Here is a 19,043-nt window from a genome sequence, read left to right as displayed (position 1 = left end):
CGGTGGTCACAGTTGGAAAGCCTCGCCGAGATAGTGGCGACGAACCAGCGGATCGTTGGCCATCGCGGTGGAGGTGCCCGAGGCGAGGATGCGTCCTTCGGTGAGGATGTAGGCCCGATCGGTGATTGAAAGGGTCTCGCGCACGTTGTGATCGGTGATCAGCACACCCATGCCGCGGCTGCGCAGATTGGCGATCAGCTCCTGCAGATCGGACACGGCCATGGGATCGACCCCGGCAAATGGCTCATCGAGCAACAGGTAACGCGGGCCAGTCGCTCCTACGGCCAGGGCTCGCGCCACTTCCGTGCGGCGGCGCTCGCCGCCGGAGAGTTGAAACCCTTTGCGGTTCTGGAACGGACCCAGGTGAAACTCCTCGATCAGGGTCTCAAGCCGCTGCCGGCGCAGGCTGCGGGGTGTGCGGCTCTGCTCAAGGGCCAGCCGCAGGTTTTCGCGCACCGTGAGCGTGCGGAACACACTCGCTTCCTGGGGCAGATAGCCGATGCCGAGTCGGGCGCGGCGCGGCATCGGCAGTTTCTGAACAGGCATCCCATCCAGCAGCACCTGCCCCCGGTCTGGCCGCAGCAGGCCGGTGACGAGGTTGAAGGTGGTGGTCTTGCCGGCACCATTGGGGCCGAGCAGGCCCACCACCTCTCCAGGGGCAAGCTCAAGGCTCACGTCTTGCACCAACGGGCGGCCAGCGATGGTGAGCGCCGCCTCCTGAACCACCAGGCTCATGGCTGGTTGGCGCCCGAGGTGGAGTCGGCCGGATCAGATGGCTCGGGTGCTGACACTGTGCTCCTGGCCGTGCCTTCCGCGCCCGGGGCAACAGGGGCAGGCTTCTGAAGGGCATCAACCTTCAGCTTGCTGAACACCTGCTGTTCGCCGAGGGGTTCGGCCTTGACGCGCTCGTTCTCCACCCAGTAGTACACGCGCTCGGCCTTGATCGAATGGCCATCGCTCTGAATCACGTCCACATCGCCACTGAGGATCACCAGACCCTCCTGGCTGAAATATTGCGCTTGGCGGGCCGTCGCCACGACCCGTTCATCGGGATAGACGATGCGAACGTTGCCTGTGGCCGTGATCACCCCGGTGCGGTTGTCGGCCTGCTGCAGGTCGGATTCAATCGTCACCAGACCGGTGGTGGGCGTTTTGGCGGGTGGCCCAGCTGCTGCCGGGGCTGCAGCCGGGGGAGTTGCCGCAGCTGGGACTTGCGGTTCTGCCGATCCTGGTTGGGGTGTGCTGACAGGAGTCGTCAGCGCCGCTGGCGGAGCCTCGGGGACGCCAACCGCCCCCTCTTGAGCCTTGACCGGCACCCCGGTCAACGAGACATGTCCAAGCAGAAGGGCCAGCATCCAGCCCAGCTGCAGCCTTCGGTGCGTTGATGCAGGCGGTGTCGCCCTGACCCGGAACTCCGGGAATTCCCCGGTGGCAAGGTGAACCCCCGAAGCGTGGCCGTGGTCAACATCCAACCCCAAGAGAAGAGCCACGGCAGCACAGCACGACAATTTACAGAGGTCCCGGAGGGGCCTTCTGGCATGGGGGACGCAGCTGCACGAATGCCAGCTGATCCATGGCAAGGGGCAAGGGCTCGCCACCCAGCTGCAGGGTCTGAAGCTGGGCGAGAGCTGGCTGGCGCAACCGCTCGAGATCGAGGCCCAGGGCTGTGGGTCCGCAGGGCCCAAGGCGCCCCACGCCCTCTCCCAGCAGCACCATGGCCCCCCTGAGATTGCCGCGCCCCAGGTGAATCTGGGCCACGGCAATCTGCAGGATTCCCTGCAGCACCGGCCTAAGGGGGCCCTGAGTTTCATGCCAGAGCTCCTCGAAACCATCGTGGCAGTCGTACCACTCGCCGGCATTGAACAAGCGCACGGCTTGATCGAAGCGCGGATCCGCAATCAGCTGAGACTCGTGCGGATCAACATCATTCGGCTCGGCTGCGGAATCCGTCACACCGGAGTCAGCGCTTGGCGGGCTTCTTGGCGGGAAGCTTGCGCAGACGGATCGACTCGGGAGTCACTTCGAGCATCTCGTCGGGACCGATGTACTCGAGCGCACGCTCGAGGGTCATCTGGATCGGCGATTGCAGGGTATCGAGCACCTCGGCACCCGCGGAGCGGATGTTGGTGACCTGCTTGGCCTTGCAGACATTGAGCTCGAGATCCTGGGGGCGACTGTTCTCACCCACGATCATGCCCTTGTACACCTTGGTGCCTGGAGTGATGAAGAACTGGCCGCGATCTTCGGCGCCCTTGAGCGCATAGAAGGTGGCTGTACCTTCCTCAAAAGCGATCAGGACGCCACTGCGACGGGCATCCACGTCGCCCTGCATCGGGCGATAGTCGAGGAAGGAGTGGCTCATGATCCCCTCGCCACGGGTGGCGCGGATGAACTCGCCACGGAAGCCGATCAGGCCGCGGGAGGGCACCACGAACTCCAGCTGGGTGCGGCCATCACTGGTGGTTTCCATGTTCTGCATCTCGCCCTTGCGAATGCCCAGCTTTTCGATGCAGGCGCCCACCGACTCTTCAGGAACATCCATCACAAGCGCTTCGAACGGCTCATGGGGGGTGCCGTCGATGGTGCGGTAGATCACCTGGGGCTGGCTCACCTGGAATTCATACCCCTCCCGACGCATCGTTTCAATCAGGATGCCCAGATGGAGTTCACCCCGGCCGCTCACGGCCCAGCGGTCGGGTGAATCGGTGTCTTCGACACGCAGAGCCACGTTGGTGAGCAGTTCCTTCTGGAGGCGATCGCGGATCTGCCGGCTGGTGACGAACTTGCCTTCCTTGCCGGCGAAGGGCGAGTCGTTGACCACGAAGGTCATCTGCAGGGTGGGCTCATCCACCTTGATCAGGGGCAGAGCCTCGGGGTGATCCGGGCAGGCGATGGTTTCGCCGATGTTCACCTCATCGAAACCGGCCACCGCCACCAGATCACCGGCGCTGGCCTGCTGGATCTCCACCCGTTGCAGACCCTGGAAGCCCAGCAACTTGCTGATCCGCCCGCGCTTGATGCTGCCGTCGTCGCGGATCAGGGCAGCGGTCTGGCCCGACTGGATGGTGCCGTTGTGGATCCGGCCGATCATGATCCGGCCGAGGAAATCGCTGTAATCCAGCGTGGTGACCTGCATCTGCAGGGGCTTGGTGGCATCGCCCACCGGCGGTGGAACATGGCGCAGGATGGCATCGAAGAGCGGCTTCATGGTGTCGCTTTCGGTCGCCATGTCCGGCTTGGCGTAGCCCCCCATGCCACTGCCGAAGAGGTAGGGGAAATCGCACTGGTCGTCGTCGGCACCCAGCTCGAGGAAGAGATCGAGAACCTTGTCGACCGCCTGTTCGGGATCGACCCTGGCCCGGTCGATCTTGTTGACGAACACGATCGGCCGCAGACCCTTTTCCAGGGCCTTCTTGAGCACGAAGCGCGTCTGGGGCATGGGCCCTTCGTTGGCGTCGACGATCAGCAGACAGCCATCCACCATGCCGAGCACCCGCTCCACCTCTCCGCCGAAATCGGCGTGTCCGGGGGTGTCGACGATGTTGATGCGGATGCCGCTGTAATCCACCGCCGTGTTCTTGGAGAGGATCGTGATGCCCCGCTCCCGCTCCAGGTCGTTGGAGTCCATCACGCAGGTGGGCACCGCCTCGCCTTCGCGAAAGATGCCCGACTGGGTCAGCAGGGCATCGACCAGGGTGGTCTTGCCGTGGTCAACGTGGGCAATGATCGCAATATTGCGAATCGGGGCGCCTTTAATGTCGCCGCTCATGGGCAGATCTTCGTGATGGAGGGGTCTATGGGTTCGGTCCTATGGGTTCGGTCTTCCGAGTCGTTCAGAAATTCCGGGATGTCCGCGTTGCCGGAATGACCGGCCACACCACACATCGCAAGCGCGCAGATGCCCTGATCAGGGGGTCACACCCCTGAATCCTGAAATGCGGGCGCCTGGGCACTGAAGCATCCGTAGCTCAAGCGATGACCAATGGAGCGAACGTTCATCCTATCTCAGTCTCTGGACGGGTCTCAATCTCTGGATTGGCGTGAGACCCGATCCCGCAGGGTGCCGCGCGTCACGCCAAGACGACTGTCGAGATTCTCGTTGCGCCACAGATCACGGCCGCTGAGGCGGCCGTCCAGGGCCTGGCGATAGAGGTCGACGCGTCGCCGTGTCGCCTCGGCGTTCTCCTCCAGCAGCTCCAGGCGCAGGTGCCGCACCCCGGAATCCAGTAACGCGGGCAAGGCCTCGGCAGCGGTCTGGGCCTTGCCGTTGAAGAGCGTGTTGCGACAGCCCAGATCGGCCCGCAGGGGATGCTCCACGCCGCTGCGATCGCGCAGGCGTACCTCGTGCTGCTCACAGGGACGGCCGCAATCGGTGTGGTCGTGACCGTCGGAGAGAAAGGCACAGAAGAGGCAATGCTCCATGTGGAACAGGGGCATGTGCTGGTGGACCGTCACCTCAAGACGACCGGCCGGGCAGCCGCGGATCAGGTCCTGCAGCTGGCTCAGGGCAAGGTCGTAGCTGGCGGTGACCCGCTGCAGACCCCAGTGGTCGAGATACCAGTGCGCCGCCAGGGGGTTGGCCACGTTCAGGCTGAAATCACCGATGCAGGGAGCCAGGGGCGTCAGCCGCTCCAGTTGATCGGCGTTGCGCACCAGGAAACCATCGGGCCGGGCTCTCCACAGGGGCTCCAGGCTCCAGGCTTCATCGGGGCGGGTGATGCGGGCGCCGGCCAGCCAGATGCCTCCCGGCCAGCAGCCCCTGCCGAGGGCCACGGCCTCGCGCAGGTCGGCCGGTTGCTCCAGATCGGCGATCACCTGGGCCACAGGCAGTCCCTGTAAGGCCTGCAGCTGCTCGAGGCTGCGCACCAACACCACCAGCTCCGGCTCAGTGCTGGAGCTCTGCTGCAGCTCGGCGGCACTCCAGGCCTGAATGGCCTGGGCTGGCGTCCGTGCTGGAGCGTTGGACAAGTCTTCCAATGGCCACGGTTTCCCTGAGGTGCTCGAGCCACTGGCCAGCAGGGGGGTCAGCGCCGCGACCAGCCCCCGGCGCAGGCGATTGAGTTCGGTGACCGGCAGGAACAACCCGGCTGGCAGGTCCACATCCAAGGATCCAAGCCGCCATCCCGTCCCACCCAGCCGACCCAGCTGTTGCTCCAGCCGCTGGCGATCCAGGCCTGGGCCCCTGGCGCTCTGCAGCGGTAAATCCGTGTACCACTGAAGTGGGGGCTCAGGCAGGGTCCCAGTGCCATCCACAGCCAGCAGTTCCAGCTGCAAGGGCTGATCGAGGGCCCCGCGCACATGCAGGTGCAGAGCACGGGCAAGCTCGGGTGTGTCCGCCGTTGCCAGGCGTCGCCAGCGCTTCTCCAGGGCGGGATCGCTACTCAACCAGCAGGGGGAACCAGGTGGCAGCGTCTCCGCGCTGATCCTCCCCGGGCCGAGCCGCAGGGCCAGCCGGCCTTCACCGCGCGACTCCACTGCCATCACCCGGCCACCGATCTCCTCCGGTGGCACCAGGGGGGCGGAGCCCGCCAGTTCGAACACCAAGCCATCCCCAGGCTTGAGCGACGTGATGGTGTCCAACAGCCACCAGCCGCCGCGCGCCTCCTGGCCGCGATAGTGACCGATCTGGGGGCCCCGCTTCTTGCTCCAGCGACCATGCACCAGCTGGCGGTGGTCCACACCGTGCAGCCAGCCGCTGGAGAGCCCCCGCGAAAAGCTCAATTCCAGTTCATGGCGCCTGGAAGGCTCGGGGGGCTGATCGGCAGAGACCTCCGAGCGGGATTCCGAGACGAGCTGCGCAGGGCTCGTTGCCGTTGCCAGACGATCAAGGCTCTGGCGGTAGGCGGAGGTCACCGCCGCCACATAGGTGGGGTCCTTGAGGCGCCCCTCGATCTTGAGGCTGGCCACACCGGTATCGACCAGCTGGGGCAGCAACTCCCAGGCGGCCAGGTCCTGGGGCGACAGCAGATAACGCTGCGTTCCAAGATCCCGTTCCACCCCATCCACGATCAGCTGATAGGGCAGGCGGCAGGCCTGGGCGCATTCCCCCCGGTTGGCGCTGCGCTGGCCCAGGGCCTCACTGGTCAGGCACTGGCCCGAATAGGCCACGCAGAGGGCTCCATGCACGAACACTTCCAGGGGCATCGCCATACCGCGCTGGCGCTGTTGCCGATCGATCCGCCTGAGATCCCGCAGGCTGAGCTCGCGGGCCAGCACCACCCGATCGCACCCCAGCGCCTCGGCCTGGGCCACCCCTGCTGCACTGGTGATCGACATCTGGGTGGAGCCATGCAGGCTCAGCCTCGGCACGACCTGGCGCGCCAGCCGACACAGACCCACGTCCTGCACGATCACCGCATCCACACCCGCGGCGTCCGCCTCCAGCAGCAGATCGGCGGCCTGCTCGAGCTCATCGGGGAAGATCAGCACGTTGAGGGTCAGAAACCCCCGGATTCCGCGCCGGTGCAGCCAGTCCATCAGCTCCGGCAGATCCTGGCGGCTGAAGTTTTCGGCCCGCAGGCGGGCGTTGAAAGCCTCCACACCGAAGTAGACCGCGTCGGCGCCATTGGCAGCTGCAGCCTTGAGCGACGCCCAGCAGCCCGCCGGCGCAAGCAGTTCCGGCATGGTCAGCGGGACCTGGATGGCCGTGGCAGGGTTGTTGCTCATCGCGCCAGTCTCTGGGCGGGCTCAAACAGCTTCAGGGCGTCCGCTGATCCTTCGAACCGCCAGTGCCAGGGCTCATAGCTCACGCCCTGGGGATTGTTCTGCGGGAAGGAGAGCTGAAAGTGAAAGCGAGCGGCATTGGCCTGCAACCAGCGGAAGGCTTCGGTGCGATCGAAAGCCTCAGACAGATTGGTGGCGGGATCGCGCCCATCGCCCAGATCCACGGCATACCCGGTGCTGTGCTCGGAGAACCCGGGCGGCGCACTGACACGAGCCCGTTCCTGGGCGCTCTGGTTGCGTTCGGCCTTGATATCAAAAAAGATCGACTTCTGCAGCGCAATCGAGCGAAAGGCGCTCAGCACCACCAGATCCACCCCATCCGCAGCGGCGGCCCGTTGCATCGCAGCCACGGCAGCGGCGGCTTCCGGCTTCAACTCCAGTCCTGGCGACAGCTCCAGCTCCACCAGCTGGTCGCGGGGGACCTCGGGGTAGGGGTGATGGCCGAGCAGGCGCCCATCGGCACTGAGCCGGGCATTGAGCCCCTCCACCGGCAGGGGCTCCAGCCAGCGACGCCATGGTCCTGGAACCAGCAGCAGCACGGCGGTGGCGCCGATCAGGCCCAGGACCAGTCCCACGAAGGCGGTGCGCTTGGAGGGCCGGCGCGCCAGGGTCGCGGGCGATCGCCGGGCCAGAGGAATGTCTTCACCGATCACGGGTGCCGGCACCCCTCCATCCACAGCGTTTCAACAATCGTACGGACAGCTCCTTTCAAGCCCCCGAACGGATCGGCAACAGTGTTAGCTTCCAGCCGAGGATCCTTCTGGCGGAGCAGGTTTCAAGATGTTGCGCGTTGCGGTAGTGGGCGGTGGCCCGAGCGGGTCCTGTGCTGCGGAAGTGCTCGCCAAGGCGGGAATCGAGACCTGGCTGTTCGAGCGGAAACTCGACAATGCCAAACCCTGCGGCGGAGCGATTCCGCTCTGCATGGTCGAAGAGTTTGATCTGCCCGAATCGATCATCGACCGCAAGGTGCGAAACATGCGGATGATCTCCCCCTCCAATCGGGAGGTGGACATTCATCTGGACAATCAGAATGAATACATCGGCATGTGCCGGCGCGAGGTGATGGATGCCTTCCTGCGCAACCGTGCCGCTGATCTGGGCGCTCACCTGATCAACGGACTGGTCACGAAGATCGACACTGGTGTGGCCCGCCAGGGTCCATACACCCTCACCTATTCCGATTACGCCTCCGGTGAGGCGACCGGCGAGGCCAAGACCCTGGAAGTGGACCTGATCATCGGCTCCGATGGCGCCAACAGCCGGGTGGCCAAGGCCATGGATGCCGGCGACTACAACGTGGCCATCGCCTTCCAGGAGCGGATCAAATTACCGCCCGAGGAGATGGCCTATTACGAAGATCTGGCAGAGATGTATGTGGGCACCGATGTGTCCCCCGATTTCTATGCCTGGGTCTTCCCCAAGTACGACCATGTGGCTGTCGGCACCGGCACCATGCAGGAGAACCAGGCCTTGATCAAGGGTCTGCAGGTCGGCATTCGCGAGCGGGCCAAGATGCGCCTGCTCAACGGTGAGGTGATCAAGGTGGAAGCCCACCCGATCCCAGAACATCCCCGTCCTCGCCGCGTTGTCGGACGTATGGCTCTGGTGGGGGATGCCGCCGGCTATGTGACCAAGAGCTCGGGTGAGGGCATCTACTTCGCTGCCAAGAGCGGGCGCATGTGCGCTGAGGAGATCGTGGCTGCCAGTGCTGGTGGAACCCGAATTCCCAGCGAAGCTGATCTGAAGAAATACCTGAAGAAGTGGGACCGAAAGTACGGTGCCACGTACAAAGTGCTCGAGATTCTGCAGAATATCTTCTACCGCAACGATGCCGCCCGCGAGGCCTTCGTCGAGATGTGCGACGACAAGGATGTGCAGAGACTCACCTTCGACAGCTATCTCTACAAACGCGTTGTGGCGATGAATCCCTGGCAGCAGCTCAAGCTGACCCTGCTCACTCTGGGCGCTGTGTTGCGCGGCAACGCCCTCGCGCCCGGCACCTACAAGCCGGTGCCCAGTGCCGTGCGATCCGAGGAGGAGGCCGGAGCGCTTCTGGCCGTGAGCGCGATCAAAGGAGGCATCAAGGTGGCCAATCAGAAGAAGCCATTGGCCCGTCCAGAAGCCAGCAGCAGACCCGAAGGCAGCAGTGAAGAGCGAGAACCGGCACTGGCGGGCAAGTGAAGCCCGGCCAGTACACAACACCACGGAAATCAATGGCCCCTGGAGCGGGCCATTTTTTTTTGGATCAAACGAGCATCAGATCCGATCTCAGCCGCTGATCCGGCTGAAATCGGCCAGCACGGTGGCCTGATTGCGCAGCACCCCCAGCAGATTGAGGCGATTGCGGCGCACGGCCGGATCGTCCACCATCACCAGGACGCTGTCGTCGCCATCAAAGAAGGCGGCCAGAACTTCGGCGCTGCCCACCAGGCCATCGGCCAGTGCCTGATAGCCGTCCTGCTTGCCGCTCAGGGAGCTGGCGACCGCCAGGGGTTCGAGCTGCTGCAGCACCTCCAGCATGGCCACTTCACTGCTCGTTTCGAACAGCTGCGCCTCCACCACCCCAGCCGGATTCAGTACCAAGGGGTCCAGATCTCCCTTCGCGGCGAGCCTGGCGGCTCGGGTCACCACCGCCTGCAGGGCCGAAAGGGTGCCGCAACCCCGAAGACTGCGCAGCAACTCGGCCCGCCGCCGGGCATCGGCCGGATCCCTGAGCACCCGCTCCAGGGCCATCGCATCCCCGGCGACCGCCTGCACCAGATCCGCATCGATGCCCTCCTCCTCCAGCAGGCTGATCAGACGTTGCCGCAGCAAGTCGCCCAGTTCGGCGGCCAGAGCCTGCGGATCCACCGCGAAGTGGGGCAGCAGCTCGGCCCAATGGCCTGCAGCCCGATGGAGCAGGGCATGCAGATCCAGAATCCAGTTGCGCTCCCAGAGGATCTGAAGAAGGCCGTTGCCGGCGCGGCGCAGGGCGTAGGGGTCGGAGGAACCGCTGGGGCGTTCTCCCTTGGCGTAGATGCTCAGCAGCAGTTCCAGCCGTTCAGCCAGGGCAACAATGGCGCCGGCATCGGAGCCGGGCAGAGCGTCGCCGGCTCCCCTGGGCAGGTAATGCTCCAACACCGCCAAAGCAACCGGCCGCGGTTCTCCCTCGGCCAGCAGATATTTGCCCCCGATCACCCCCTGAAGCTCGGGGAACTCGCCCACCATCTGGCTGACCAGATCGTGCTTGCAGAGATGGGCAGCACGGCGGGCGTGATCCGCGGTGACGGCCGGCAGATCGAGCTGCTCGAGCAGCACATCGGTGCACCACTCCAGCCGCTCGCAGCGATCCCGCAGGCTGCCCAGTCCCTTGGCGAAGGCCACCCGGTGCAGCTGATCGCGCCGATCGATGCTGGCCACGGCCCGGTCGGCCTCGAGGAAAAAGGCGGCGTCAGCGAGGCGGGCTTTGAGAACGCGCTCGTTGCCCCGGCGCACGGTGTCTGTGGCTTCGGGCAGGCCATTGCCGATGCAGAGGAACCGAGGCAGCAGGCTGGAGCGGGCCTCCAGGGCCAGGGGATCGCGCTCCGCCGTGAGCTGATAAAGCGGCACGTAGCGCTGATGGGCCCGCATCACGGTGCTGAGCACCTCGGGTGGCAGGTCCAGGGAGTGATCGCTGATGGCCCCTTCGATCAACAGCGGCGCCTCCACCAGGTCGGTGAGCTCCTCAAACAGCTCCTCCGGCAGATCGGCCTGGGCCGATAGGGCAGTGGCAGCCACTTCGATCATCCGGCGAATCTGATCGGCACGGATCTGGCGATCGACGACCACACCAGAGGCCGCGAGAGCGGCCTCATAGGACTCTGCTGACGCGATGGCCACATCGGCGCCGGAGAGGCGATGCCCGCGGCTGCGGTTTCCCGCTGTCACCTGGGGATCGCTGCCCGACAGCGTCACCGGCAGAACGTTCTCGCCCAGCAAGGCCACAAGCCAGCGAATCGGCCGGCTGAAGCGATCGTCGCCCTCGCCCCAGCGCATGAAACGACGGCCCTGAAGCCCGTTGATCCAGGCCGGCACCAGGTCGGTGAGCAGATCCGCAGCGGCCCGGCCCGGGTCGAGGATGCGGGCGAAGACAAAGGGACCCTTGGGGGTGTCCCGGACCTCGAGCTGCTCGGCGGCCACGCCGCAACGGCGGGCGAAGCCGATGGCCGCCGCTGTTGGGGCACCATCCCGGAAGGCCTGGGCTTCAGGGGGCCCCTTGCGTTCCTCCTCCAGATCCTCCTGCCGTTCGGCAAGTCCATCGATCAGCACCACCAGCCGCCGCGGTGTGCCGAGGCAGCGCACACGCCCAAAGCTGAGGCGGCTCACCAGCAGATCGGCGCTCACCAGCTGTTCCAGCTGAGACAGGGCGGATTGAGCGAAGTCGGCGGGCAGTTCCTCGGTACCGATCTCCAGCAGGAAGGTGGACACGCTCCAGCCACAGCAATGGACGACTGTATTGAACGGTGTGGGGACGACCCCTCTGTTTGGCACACCATTCGCTAGTTTCGAGTCCTTCCCGTGCCCGCCGGATCCGCAATGCCCAAGACGACGGCCCCCGCCAGCGCGTCGGCGGTGTCGACCCCTGAGGCAGAGACGGGATCCGAGACCAGCCTGAATCCAGCCATTGCCGCCAAAGCCCCGTCCAAGCTGGAGGGTCTCAAACGCGAAAGCGGCTTTCTGCGAGAACCTCTGGCCACGGAACTGGTCAATGGTGTCTCACATTTCAGTGAGAACGCCGTTCAGATCCTCAAGTACCACGGCAGTTACCAGCAGGACAACCGCGACAACCGCGAGAAGGGCAAGGAGAAGGACTGGCAGTTGATGCTGCGCCTGCGCAACCCGGGTGGTCGTATCCCCACCGATCTCTATCTCGCCCTGGATACGTTGGCCGACCGGCTCGGCAACGGAACTCTGCGGATCACCACCCGCCAGGCCTTCCAGATGCATGGGATCCGCAAGGGGAACATCAAGGAGGTGATCGGCACGATCATCCGATCCCTGGGCTCCACCTTGTCGGCCTGCGGCGACATCAACCGCAATGTGATGGCCCCCGCCGCTCCCTTTGAGAAGGGTGGCTATCCAGCGGCCCGAGAGCTGGCCGATCAGATCGCCGACCTGCTTGCTCCCCAGGCTGCGGAGGGCACCTACCTGGACCTCTGGGTGGATGGCGACCTCAGCTACCGCATCAAAGCGGCGGCTCCGGTCCGCAAGGCGCGGCAGCGGCAGGTGGACGGCCACATCTACAGCGGCACGCCCGAAGAGCCTCTGTATGGAACCACCTATCTGCCGCGGAAGTTCAAGGTGGCGGTCACCGTTCCCGGTGACAACTCCGTTGACCTGCTCACCCAGGACGTGGGCCTGGTGCTGTTCACCGATCCTTCCGGCCGTCCCCAGGGCTGCAACGTGTATGTGGGAGGCGGCATGGGCCGCACCCACAACAAGGAGGAAACCTTTGCCCGCATCGCCGATCCGCTCGGCTATGTGGCGGCGGATGGGATCTTCGATCTTCTGCAGGCGATCGTGGCCCTGCAGCGCGATCACGGTGACCGCCACCAGCGGCGCCACTCGCGCATGAAATATCTGATCCACGACCGCGGCATCGCCTGGTTCCGCGACGAACTGCAGCAGCGTTACTTCTCCCATCCGATCAAGGGTCTGCGCCAGGAGCCCACCACCAAGCTCACCGACTACCTCGGCTGGCATCGTCAGAGCAGTGGCCTCTGGTTCGTGGGACTGCCCGTCCTCTGTGGCCGCCTCGAGGGAGATCTCAAGCTGGGCCTCCGCAAGCTTGTCGATACCTTCAAGCTGGAGGTGCGCCTCACTCCCAACCAGGACCTGCTGCTCTGCAACATCGGCACCAGCCAGCGGGCCAGCCTGCGCTTGGCCCTGGCTGATCTCGGTTTCGAAACGCCGGAGGCGCCGCCGCTGCTTGCCCGCCACGCGATCGCCTGCCCAGCCCTGCCCACCTGTGGACTGGCGATCACCGAATCGGAGCGCATCCTGCCGGCGGTACTGGATCGATTGGAGGCACTTCTGGGCCGGCTCGGCATTGATCGGCAGATTCTGGTGCGCATGACCGGCTGCCCGAACGGTTGCGCCCGGCCGTACATGGCGGAAATCGGTCTGGTGGGAAGTGGCGTCGATCAGTACCAGCTCTGGCTCGGCGGCTCGCCCAACCTCACCCGGCTGGCCCAGCCTTACCTGGAGCGCATGCCTCTTGAGAATCTTGAGGCCACCCTGGAGCCGCTTCTCAGGGCCTGGGCTGAACGGGGAGGGCGGCGCAGCTTCGGCGACTTCGTGGCCCGTGAAGGCGATGCAGCCGTGCGTGATCTGCTGACCGCTGCCAGCCTCTGAGACTGATCAGCTCAGCCCGTATCCGTTCCCATCTCCTCATCCCGCTCCGGGTCATGCAGCAGCACCGTTCCACCCAGCGTCGTCTGATGCCCAGGGCCCGGCAGCTGTATCTGCTGGCGGTTGTCTGTCTGTCGATCGGAACGGCCGCCCTGGCGGAACCGGCCAAACCGCCCCGTCCACCCGGCAAGCCCACCATTTACCAGCCCGATCAGCAGACCTGTCAGGTGAGCACGATCACCGCGGCGTACCAGCGGCATCTGGCGCCCTTCGCCGACCAGCCAGAGGCCGTGAAACAGAAGCTGCGCGGGATGCAGGCGGACATGACCAGCCGAACGATTGATGGCTGCCTCTCCCAGGGCCTGCTCAGTGCCGGCCAGGCTGCCCAGTTACGCCGCAAGCTCGGCCTGCATTCAGGCCCCACGGCCCCAGCCCGTTAGGCCTGCCGCAGCCCATCAATCCAGACAGCGCCCGTAACGGGCCTGTGCAGCTCCCTGCCGCCAGGCCCAGAGCTGGTCGCCGTGGCTGAAGTGCCACCACTCATTGGGGTGTTGCCGGAACCCGGCCGACTCCATCGCCTGCCGTAGCCCATGGCGTCGCCGCTGCCAGGTGCCCGCCTCACTCGAGGGGTCTTGCTCCGCGGCGGCCCGGTAGTGATCGGGTTCCGATACAGCATCGAGCGCATCGATGGCGCCCCCCATCGCCAGAGGAACTCCGGCGGAGTCCGCCAGGGTGAGATCCACGGCTGCTCCGGTGCTGTGGGGCGGTGGCGTGGCCGGATCGTCGCTGGGTGGAGCCCAGAAGCGACCCACCTGCTCCACCACCTGCCGCTGGGCAGGGGCGATGGCGTCGGCCTCTGCGTCGCCCTGTACCAGGGCGAGTGCCGGAGCTGGATCCAAGCCCAGTCGACCACACTCCTCGATCACGGTATGGCGCACCATGAAGCTCTGGACGGCCACCGGCCGCCAGGCATCAAAAATGGCAAGCCTCCAGCCCGGGTGGTGGCGCTGCAGCTGTTCCTGAGCCTGCAACAGCCGCTCGATCACACCGCGACGCAGGCGAAAGGGCCCTTCCGCCGTGCCATAGGGGGCGCCAAGCACCTGGTACGGATGGGGTTCCAGCCGCAGCAGCGCCATCGGCAGCGCCTCGAGCGGCTCGCCAGCGTCATCGATCGGGATGGCACTCCAGGGACGCAGCATCGGGGAATCAAGCAGGGGGTTGGCAGAATTGCCACCCGCTCAATTCAAGCGGGCCGCTTCCAGCTGCCGCTGCCGCTGCTCCGCCAGCGCTTCGGCCAGGCCACGATGGTGCTCCAGATTGGGATCCGCTGCGATCAACGCCTGGGCCACATCCCGGGCCAGCTCCAGCACGGAGCCATCGTCCGTGAGGCTGGCCAGGGCCAGATCCGGCAGACCGGACTGCCGGGTTCCGAGCACCGCACCGGGCCCACGCAACTGCAGGTCCATCTCGGCAATGGCAAAGCCATCGCTGCTGCCCACCAGCACCTCCAGCCGCTGCCGTGCCAGGGCGCTGTTGCCGTCATGGATCAGCAGACACTGGGAGGCGGCGCTGCCACGACCGACGCGGCCGCGCAGCTGGTGCAGCTGAGCCAGTCCGAAGCGCTCGGCATGCTCGATCACCATCACGCTCGCCTCCGGCACATCCACCCCCACTTCCACCACCGTGGTGCTGACCAGCACCTGGCAGTCGCCGTTGGCGAAGGCCGTGAGCACCCTCTGCTTGTCGTCGCTGCCGAGCCGGCCATGCAGCAGACCCACCTGCAGGTCGGGGAAGACCTCCTCCTGAAGCTGCCGGTGCACCGCCACCGCCGAGAGCAGGTCGATCTTCTCCGATTCCTCCACCAGGGGCAGCACCACGTAGGCGCGCTGCCCCGCGGCCACCTGCTCCCGGATCAAGGCATGAACCTCATGGCGCTGGCTGGCACGCAGGCAGCGGGTCCGGATCGGCTGGCGACCGGGGGGCAGCTCGTCGATCTGGCTCACGTCCAGATCGCCATGCAACGACAACGCCAGGGTGCGGGGAATCGGCGTGGCCGTCATCGTGAGCAGGTGGGGCTGCAGGCCCTTGGCCAGCAGACGGTTGCGCTGACGCACGCCGAACCGGTGCTGCTCGTCCACAACAACCAGACCCAGCCGCTGGAACTGCACCGGGTCTTCCAGGAGCGCGTGCGTTCCCACCAGCACCTGCAGCTGGCCGTTGATCAGGTCCTGGAGCAGCTCCCGCCGCCGCGCCGCCGGAGTGGATCCGGTGAGCAGGGCGCTGCTGACATGAAGCTGCGGCAGCCAGGCACCGATCTTGGCGACATGCTGCTCGGCCAGCACTTCCGTCGGGGCCATCAGCACCCCCTGGCAACCGGCCTCGACGGCGATCAGCAGGGCCGCCAGGGCGACCACGGTCTTGCCGCTGCCCACATCCCCCTGCACCAGGCGGGCCATGGGCTGGGGGCGGGCCAGGTCGCGGCGGATCTCGCTCAAGACCCGTTGCTGGGCACCGGTGAGGGGAAAGGGCAGCAGGTCCAGGAAGCGCTCCACCAATGTGGGAGTGGGAGTTGGACTGGCAGTGCCGGTCGTGCCATCAGTGGTGCCGCCGGCCGGAGATTGCAGCACCGGTGCGATCCGACTGCGGAACTCCTGCCGGCGGCGGCACAGCGCCAGTTGCAGCAACAGGAACTCATCGAAGACCAGACGCCGCCGGGCCGCCTGCAGCTGGGCTGCATCGGTAGGACGGTGGATCGCCACCAGGGCGCCGGACCGTTCCATCAGCGCGTGGTGCTGACGGATCGCCAGGGGCAATGGATCGGGCTGAGCCGACGCCAGGCCGAGCACCCCTGCCACGATCTGACGCAGCCGATCGGCACCCAGCCCTTCGGTGAGGCCATAGACCGGCACCATGCGGCCGATCTGCTCGGATCGCACCAGGGCACGGGGGTCCTCCAGCACCTCGATCAGCGGATCCTGGAAACAGGGGCCGTAGGGGCTGTCCTTGACCAGCCCGCTCACAGCCACATCAGCGCCCGGCGGATAGAGACGCTGCTGGCCCTTCAGCCAGCCCGGCGAGGCGAAGCGTTTTCCGGCAAAGAAACGGGAGACCCGCAGACGACCGGTGCAGTCCTGCAGATGCAGCTCCAGGATCGAGAGGTTGGGGTTGCGCGGGCTGTTGAAGGCATGGCAGCGCCGCACGCTGGCCACGATCGTGGCGGTTCGGCCCGGTTCCAGGGCGGAGATGCGCACCAGATGGGCGTAGTCGAGGTAGTCGCGTGGGTAGTAGTGCAGCAGGTCTCTGGCCAGCAGCAGTCCCAGGGCCGCCAGGCGAGCGGCGGTTTTCGGCCCGACGCCGGGCATCTCTGCCAGGGGGGTGTCGAGCTGCAGCCGCCCGGAGCCACGACGCGGGGCCTGGCAGGAATCGGGGGAGAGCCGCAGTCGGGGTGGAGCCACGGGGCTGCTGGGTTGCCGGCTCCGTTGCCAGTCGTGCAGCCACTGGCGGCAGCGGCGCACCAGGCTCTGACGGCGGGCCACACTCAACTGGCCATAGGTGGCGAAGGCCTCGGCAAAACTCCGGGCCTGGCTCCGTTCCTCCGTCCGGAGCGATAGCGGCACCGCCTGCCAGCACTCCGCCGCAAAGGCACTGAAGCGCTGCTGACGGCCCATCAGATCGACACAACCCCGCTCCACCTCAAGGCGCAGGGCCTGTTGCAGATCCCGGAGCCACCGCTCCGCGTTCAGCTCGCCGGTGGCTCCTGCGGGGAGCCTTCCCGCTGGGAGATCTCCTGTGGGGATGGCTCCTGAGTTGGATTCAGCCTGTTGTTGTCCTCCAGCCACAGAACCTCGGCTTCCAGCACCTGGATCCGCCGCTCCAGACGGCGAAACTGCTCAGCCATTCTGCGATCCTCCTGCAGCATCTGCTCCAGCCTTCGCCGGCAGGTTCGCAGGCTGGGCAGCTCCAGTTCGAGATCAGCCGAACGCAACAACAGCGCGATCGACTCGAGACTGCCCTGCCCACTTGGATCGGGGAAGGACAGAGCCAGTCGTACCAGGTTGGGTCCCGCTGGCAGGGTATCCACCTGGCCCTGCAGCACCGCATCAAGCAGGTTCACAGGCAGCAGGCTGCGGATCAGCCCCAGGCGCAGCAACTCCACATTGATCGCATGGGAGAGATTGCGCAGCCGGCGTGTCAGCGCCGCCTCCATGCCCTCGAACCACAGCGTCAGCCCCACAGGATCCGCAGGCAACGATCCCTGAGTCCAGAGAGACTCTTGTGTGGTGGAGTCCGGCGCAAGCTGACCTGGCTCATCCTGGGCAGTCTCAGGCTGATCAATCTCAGGCAGAGCTGATTCAGGAAGACCCGAGCGAAACTGATTCGACTGAGCTTGATCCTGTTGATCAACACGACCGGATCGAGTCTGGTCACTCAGGCCGGCGGGACCATCACGCAGGGAAGCCTCCAGCAACTGCCCGAAGGCCGCCATCAAGGCCGAATGGGAGCCCTCGGACTCTGGATCGGATGATCCGGGGGACTCCACCCCAGGGATCTCCAGATCCTCCTCTGCGAGGCCGTCATCCAGTCCGTCGTCGAGGCCGTCATCAAGCCCCTCGAGGTCAAACACATCGCTGTCTGGATCAGCAGGCCCCTCGGCGTCGCTGGGCTGATCGATGGAAACGGCTCCACGGGCCGCTGCTTCCGAAGCTGCCAGCGGTGATGGCAACCCGGAGGTGAACAATTCCTGGCCGGCCAACAGATCAGTGGACAGGGGCAGATCGAGTCCCAGACGGATCGACCCCTGAGGCAGTGGTTCAAGCTGCTCTCGCTCAGGAGGTTGCACCGTCTCCTCGACGGAGTCACGCAGCGACTGCAGAAACCGGCGCTGCTGGCGCTGACTGCGAGCAATCTTCTGCTGGGCCTGTTGGTGAGCCAGAACCGCGAGCTGCTCGACCGTGAGCAGGGTGCTGCACCGTTCCACCAGCGCCTCAAGACGGCGATGCAGTTCCAGACGCTGGGGCGGCCGCAGAGCGGCATAGCGTTGGGGAAAAACCTGCGTGGCCAGATGAAAACAGGCCTGCTGAATCCGGTTCAGCAGGCCTTCGCGCAGCACCTGGAGATACAGGGCCAGGGCTCTGTATCGCTTGGCATTGCCACGTTTCACCTGGTCGATCAGGGCCAGACGGGTTCGTCTGGCTTCGAGCAGGGACATCGGTGAGTCGGGAGTGATCAGCGGCTCAGGCTGCCTTGCCGGACATGGCGGCCACTTCGGCGGCAAAGTCAGACTGCTCGACTTCAATTCCTTCGCCGAGGGTATAGCGGGTGAAGCGACGCACCTGGATGTTTTCGCCCACTTTGCCGGCCACCTGCTTGACCAGTTCCGCCACGGTCAGGGTGTTGTCCTTGATGAAGGCCTGCTCCAGCAGGGCCATCTCCTTAAGACGCTTACCGATGCGGCCTTCGACGATCTTCACCTTCATCTGCTCTTTCTTGCCCGCCAGGTCATCGCGGCCCATCTCGATCGCCTTCTCGCGCTCGGCGATCTCGGCAGGAATGTCGTCGACGGCGACATATTCCACACCCGGGCAGGCGGCGATCTGCATGGCGACGTTGCGCAGCAGTTCCTGGAACACTTCGCCTCGAGCGACGAAGTCGGTCTCGCAGTTCACCTCCACGAGCACGCCAACACGGGCACCCGTGTGGATGTAGCTGCCGATGGCGCCCTCAGCGGCCGTGCGGCCAGCTTTCTTTTCGGCGCTGGCAATGCCCTTCTGGCGCAGCCACTCGCTGGCCTTGGTCATGTCCCCGGCGGATTCGGCCAGGGCCTTCTTGCAGTCCATCATCCCTGCGCCGGTCTTGTCGCGCAGTTCCTTGACAAGCTTCGCTGAAATCTCAGCCATGGGTGGGGTGGAAAGGAAGGAAAGGTGCCCAGTGTCTGAAGCCGCCTGGGCGTC

At 65.6% G+C, this 19,043-nt stretch carries 14 protein-coding genes; 3 read left to right on the top strand and 11 right to left on the bottom strand.

The features are described from left to right. Nucleotides 1-6: 6 nt before the first annotated feature. The 6 genes from lptB to VB716_RS02825 all read right to left on the bottom strand — a co-directional run bounded on the left by lptB (nucleotide 7) and on the right by VB716_RS02825 (nucleotide 7,388). Complete coding sequence (gene lptB, locus VB716_RS02850) at nucleotides 7-735, bottom strand: LPS export ABC transporter ATP-binding protein (RefSeq protein WP_197155433.1); 729 nt, start codon at nucleotides 733-735, stop codon at nucleotides 7-9. Next, a complete protein-coding gene (locus tag VB716_RS02845) occupies nucleotides 732-1,133 on the bottom strand; it encodes a hypothetical protein (RefSeq protein WP_323269662.1) in 402 nt (133 codons plus the stop codon). Before VB716_RS02845 ends, lptB begins: the two co-directional genes overlap by 4 nt. Before the next feature lie 376 nt (nucleotides 1,134-1,509). Further along, the gene (locus VB716_RS02840; RefSeq protein ID WP_231605262.1) at nucleotides 1,510-1,953 is read right to left on the bottom strand and encodes a DUF309 domain-containing protein; all 444 of its coding nucleotides are present in this window, start codon (nucleotides 1,951-1,953) and stop codon (nucleotides 1,510-1,512) included. A 7-nt stretch (nucleotides 1,954-1,960) separates the two neighbouring features. Next, a complete protein-coding gene (gene typA / locus VB716_RS02835) occupies nucleotides 1,961-3,769 on the bottom strand; it encodes a translational GTPase TypA (RefSeq protein ID WP_197155423.1) in 1,809 nt (602 codons plus the stop codon). Nucleotides 3,770-4,023: 254 nt separating this feature from the next. After that, nucleotides 4,024-6,666, bottom strand: a complete 2,643-nt coding sequence (locus VB716_RS02830; RefSeq protein WP_323269661.1) for a U32 family peptidase — start codon at nucleotides 6,664-6,666, stop codon at nucleotides 4,024-4,026. Next, nucleotides 6,663-7,388 carry a M15 family metallopeptidase gene (locus tag VB716_RS02825; RefSeq protein WP_323269660.1) on the bottom strand — a complete coding sequence of 242 codons (726 nt, stop codon included), beginning with the start codon at nucleotides 7,386-7,388 and terminating at the stop codon, nucleotides 6,663-6,665. Before VB716_RS02825 ends, VB716_RS02830 begins: the two co-directional genes overlap by 4 nt. Nucleotides 7,389-7,503: 115 nt before the next feature. On the opposite strand from VB716_RS02825, the gene chlP reads away from it, so the two are divergent. Further along, nucleotides 7,504-8,904: a geranylgeranyl reductase gene (gene chlP / locus VB716_RS02820; protein ID WP_323269659.1), complete on the top strand. Its 1,401-nt coding sequence runs from the start codon at nucleotides 7,504-7,506 to the stop codon at nucleotides 8,902-8,904. A gap of 87 nt (nucleotides 8,905-8,991) precedes the next feature. Here chlP and glyS read toward each other — a convergent pair whose 3' ends face one another. Continuing rightward, on the bottom strand, nucleotides 8,992-11,169 hold the full coding sequence (glyS, locus tag VB716_RS02815; RefSeq protein WP_323247992.1) for a glycine--tRNA ligase subunit beta: 2,178 nt from the start codon (nucleotides 11,167-11,169) through the stop codon (nucleotides 8,992-8,994). Nucleotides 11,170-11,277: 108 nt separating this feature from the next. Between glyS and sir the strand changes: the two genes are divergently transcribed. Both sir and VB716_RS02805 read left to right on the top strand, forming a co-directional pair. Further along, nucleotides 11,278-13,095 carry a sulfite reductase, ferredoxin dependent gene (sir, locus tag VB716_RS02810; RefSeq protein WP_197155411.1) on the top strand — a complete coding sequence of 606 codons (1,818 nt, stop codon included), beginning with the start codon at nucleotides 11,278-11,280 and terminating at the stop codon, nucleotides 13,093-13,095. Between the two features lie 53 nt (nucleotides 13,096-13,148). Next, a complete protein-coding gene (locus VB716_RS02805) occupies nucleotides 13,149-13,532 on the top strand; it encodes a hypothetical protein (protein WP_323247993.1) in 384 nt (127 codons plus the stop codon). 15 nt (nucleotides 13,533-13,547) lie between these two features. Here VB716_RS02805 and VB716_RS02800 read toward each other — a convergent pair whose 3' ends face one another. The 4 genes from VB716_RS02800 to tsf are packed head-to-tail and all read right to left on the bottom strand — an operon-like array spanning nucleotide 13,548 to nucleotide 18,989. After that, nucleotides 13,548-14,291, bottom strand: coding sequence for a M15 family metallopeptidase (locus VB716_RS02800; protein ID WP_323247995.1), 744 nt, complete (start codon nucleotides 14,289-14,291; stop codon nucleotides 13,548-13,550). A gap of 39 nt (nucleotides 14,292-14,330) precedes the next feature. Next, nucleotides 14,331-16,784 (bottom strand): ATP-dependent DNA helicase RecG, encoded by a 2,454-nt coding sequence (gene recG, locus VB716_RS02795; protein WP_323269658.1) that lies wholly within the window; start codon nucleotides 16,782-16,784, stop codon nucleotides 14,331-14,333. Between the two features lie 47 nt (nucleotides 16,785-16,831). Further along, complete coding sequence (locus tag VB716_RS02790) at nucleotides 16,832-18,301, bottom strand: hypothetical protein (RefSeq protein WP_197155398.1); 1,470 nt, start codon at nucleotides 18,299-18,301, stop codon at nucleotides 16,832-16,834. Nucleotides 18,302-18,326: 25 nt separating this feature from the next. Further along, nucleotides 18,327-18,989 (bottom strand): translation elongation factor Ts, encoded by a 663-nt coding sequence (tsf, locus tag VB716_RS02785; protein ID WP_197155396.1) that lies wholly within the window; start codon nucleotides 18,987-18,989, stop codon nucleotides 18,327-18,329. Nucleotides 18,990-19,043 lie beyond the last annotated feature (54 nt).

Origin of the sequence: Synechococcus sp. CCY9201, from assembly GCF_034931105.1 — a bacterium.
GTDB lineage: Bacteria > Cyanobacteriota > Cyanobacteriia > PCC-6307 > Cyanobiaceae > CBW1002.
The sequence above is the reverse complement of the archived record's forward strand: the minus strand, read 5'-3'. Positions and strand labels throughout refer to the sequence as shown.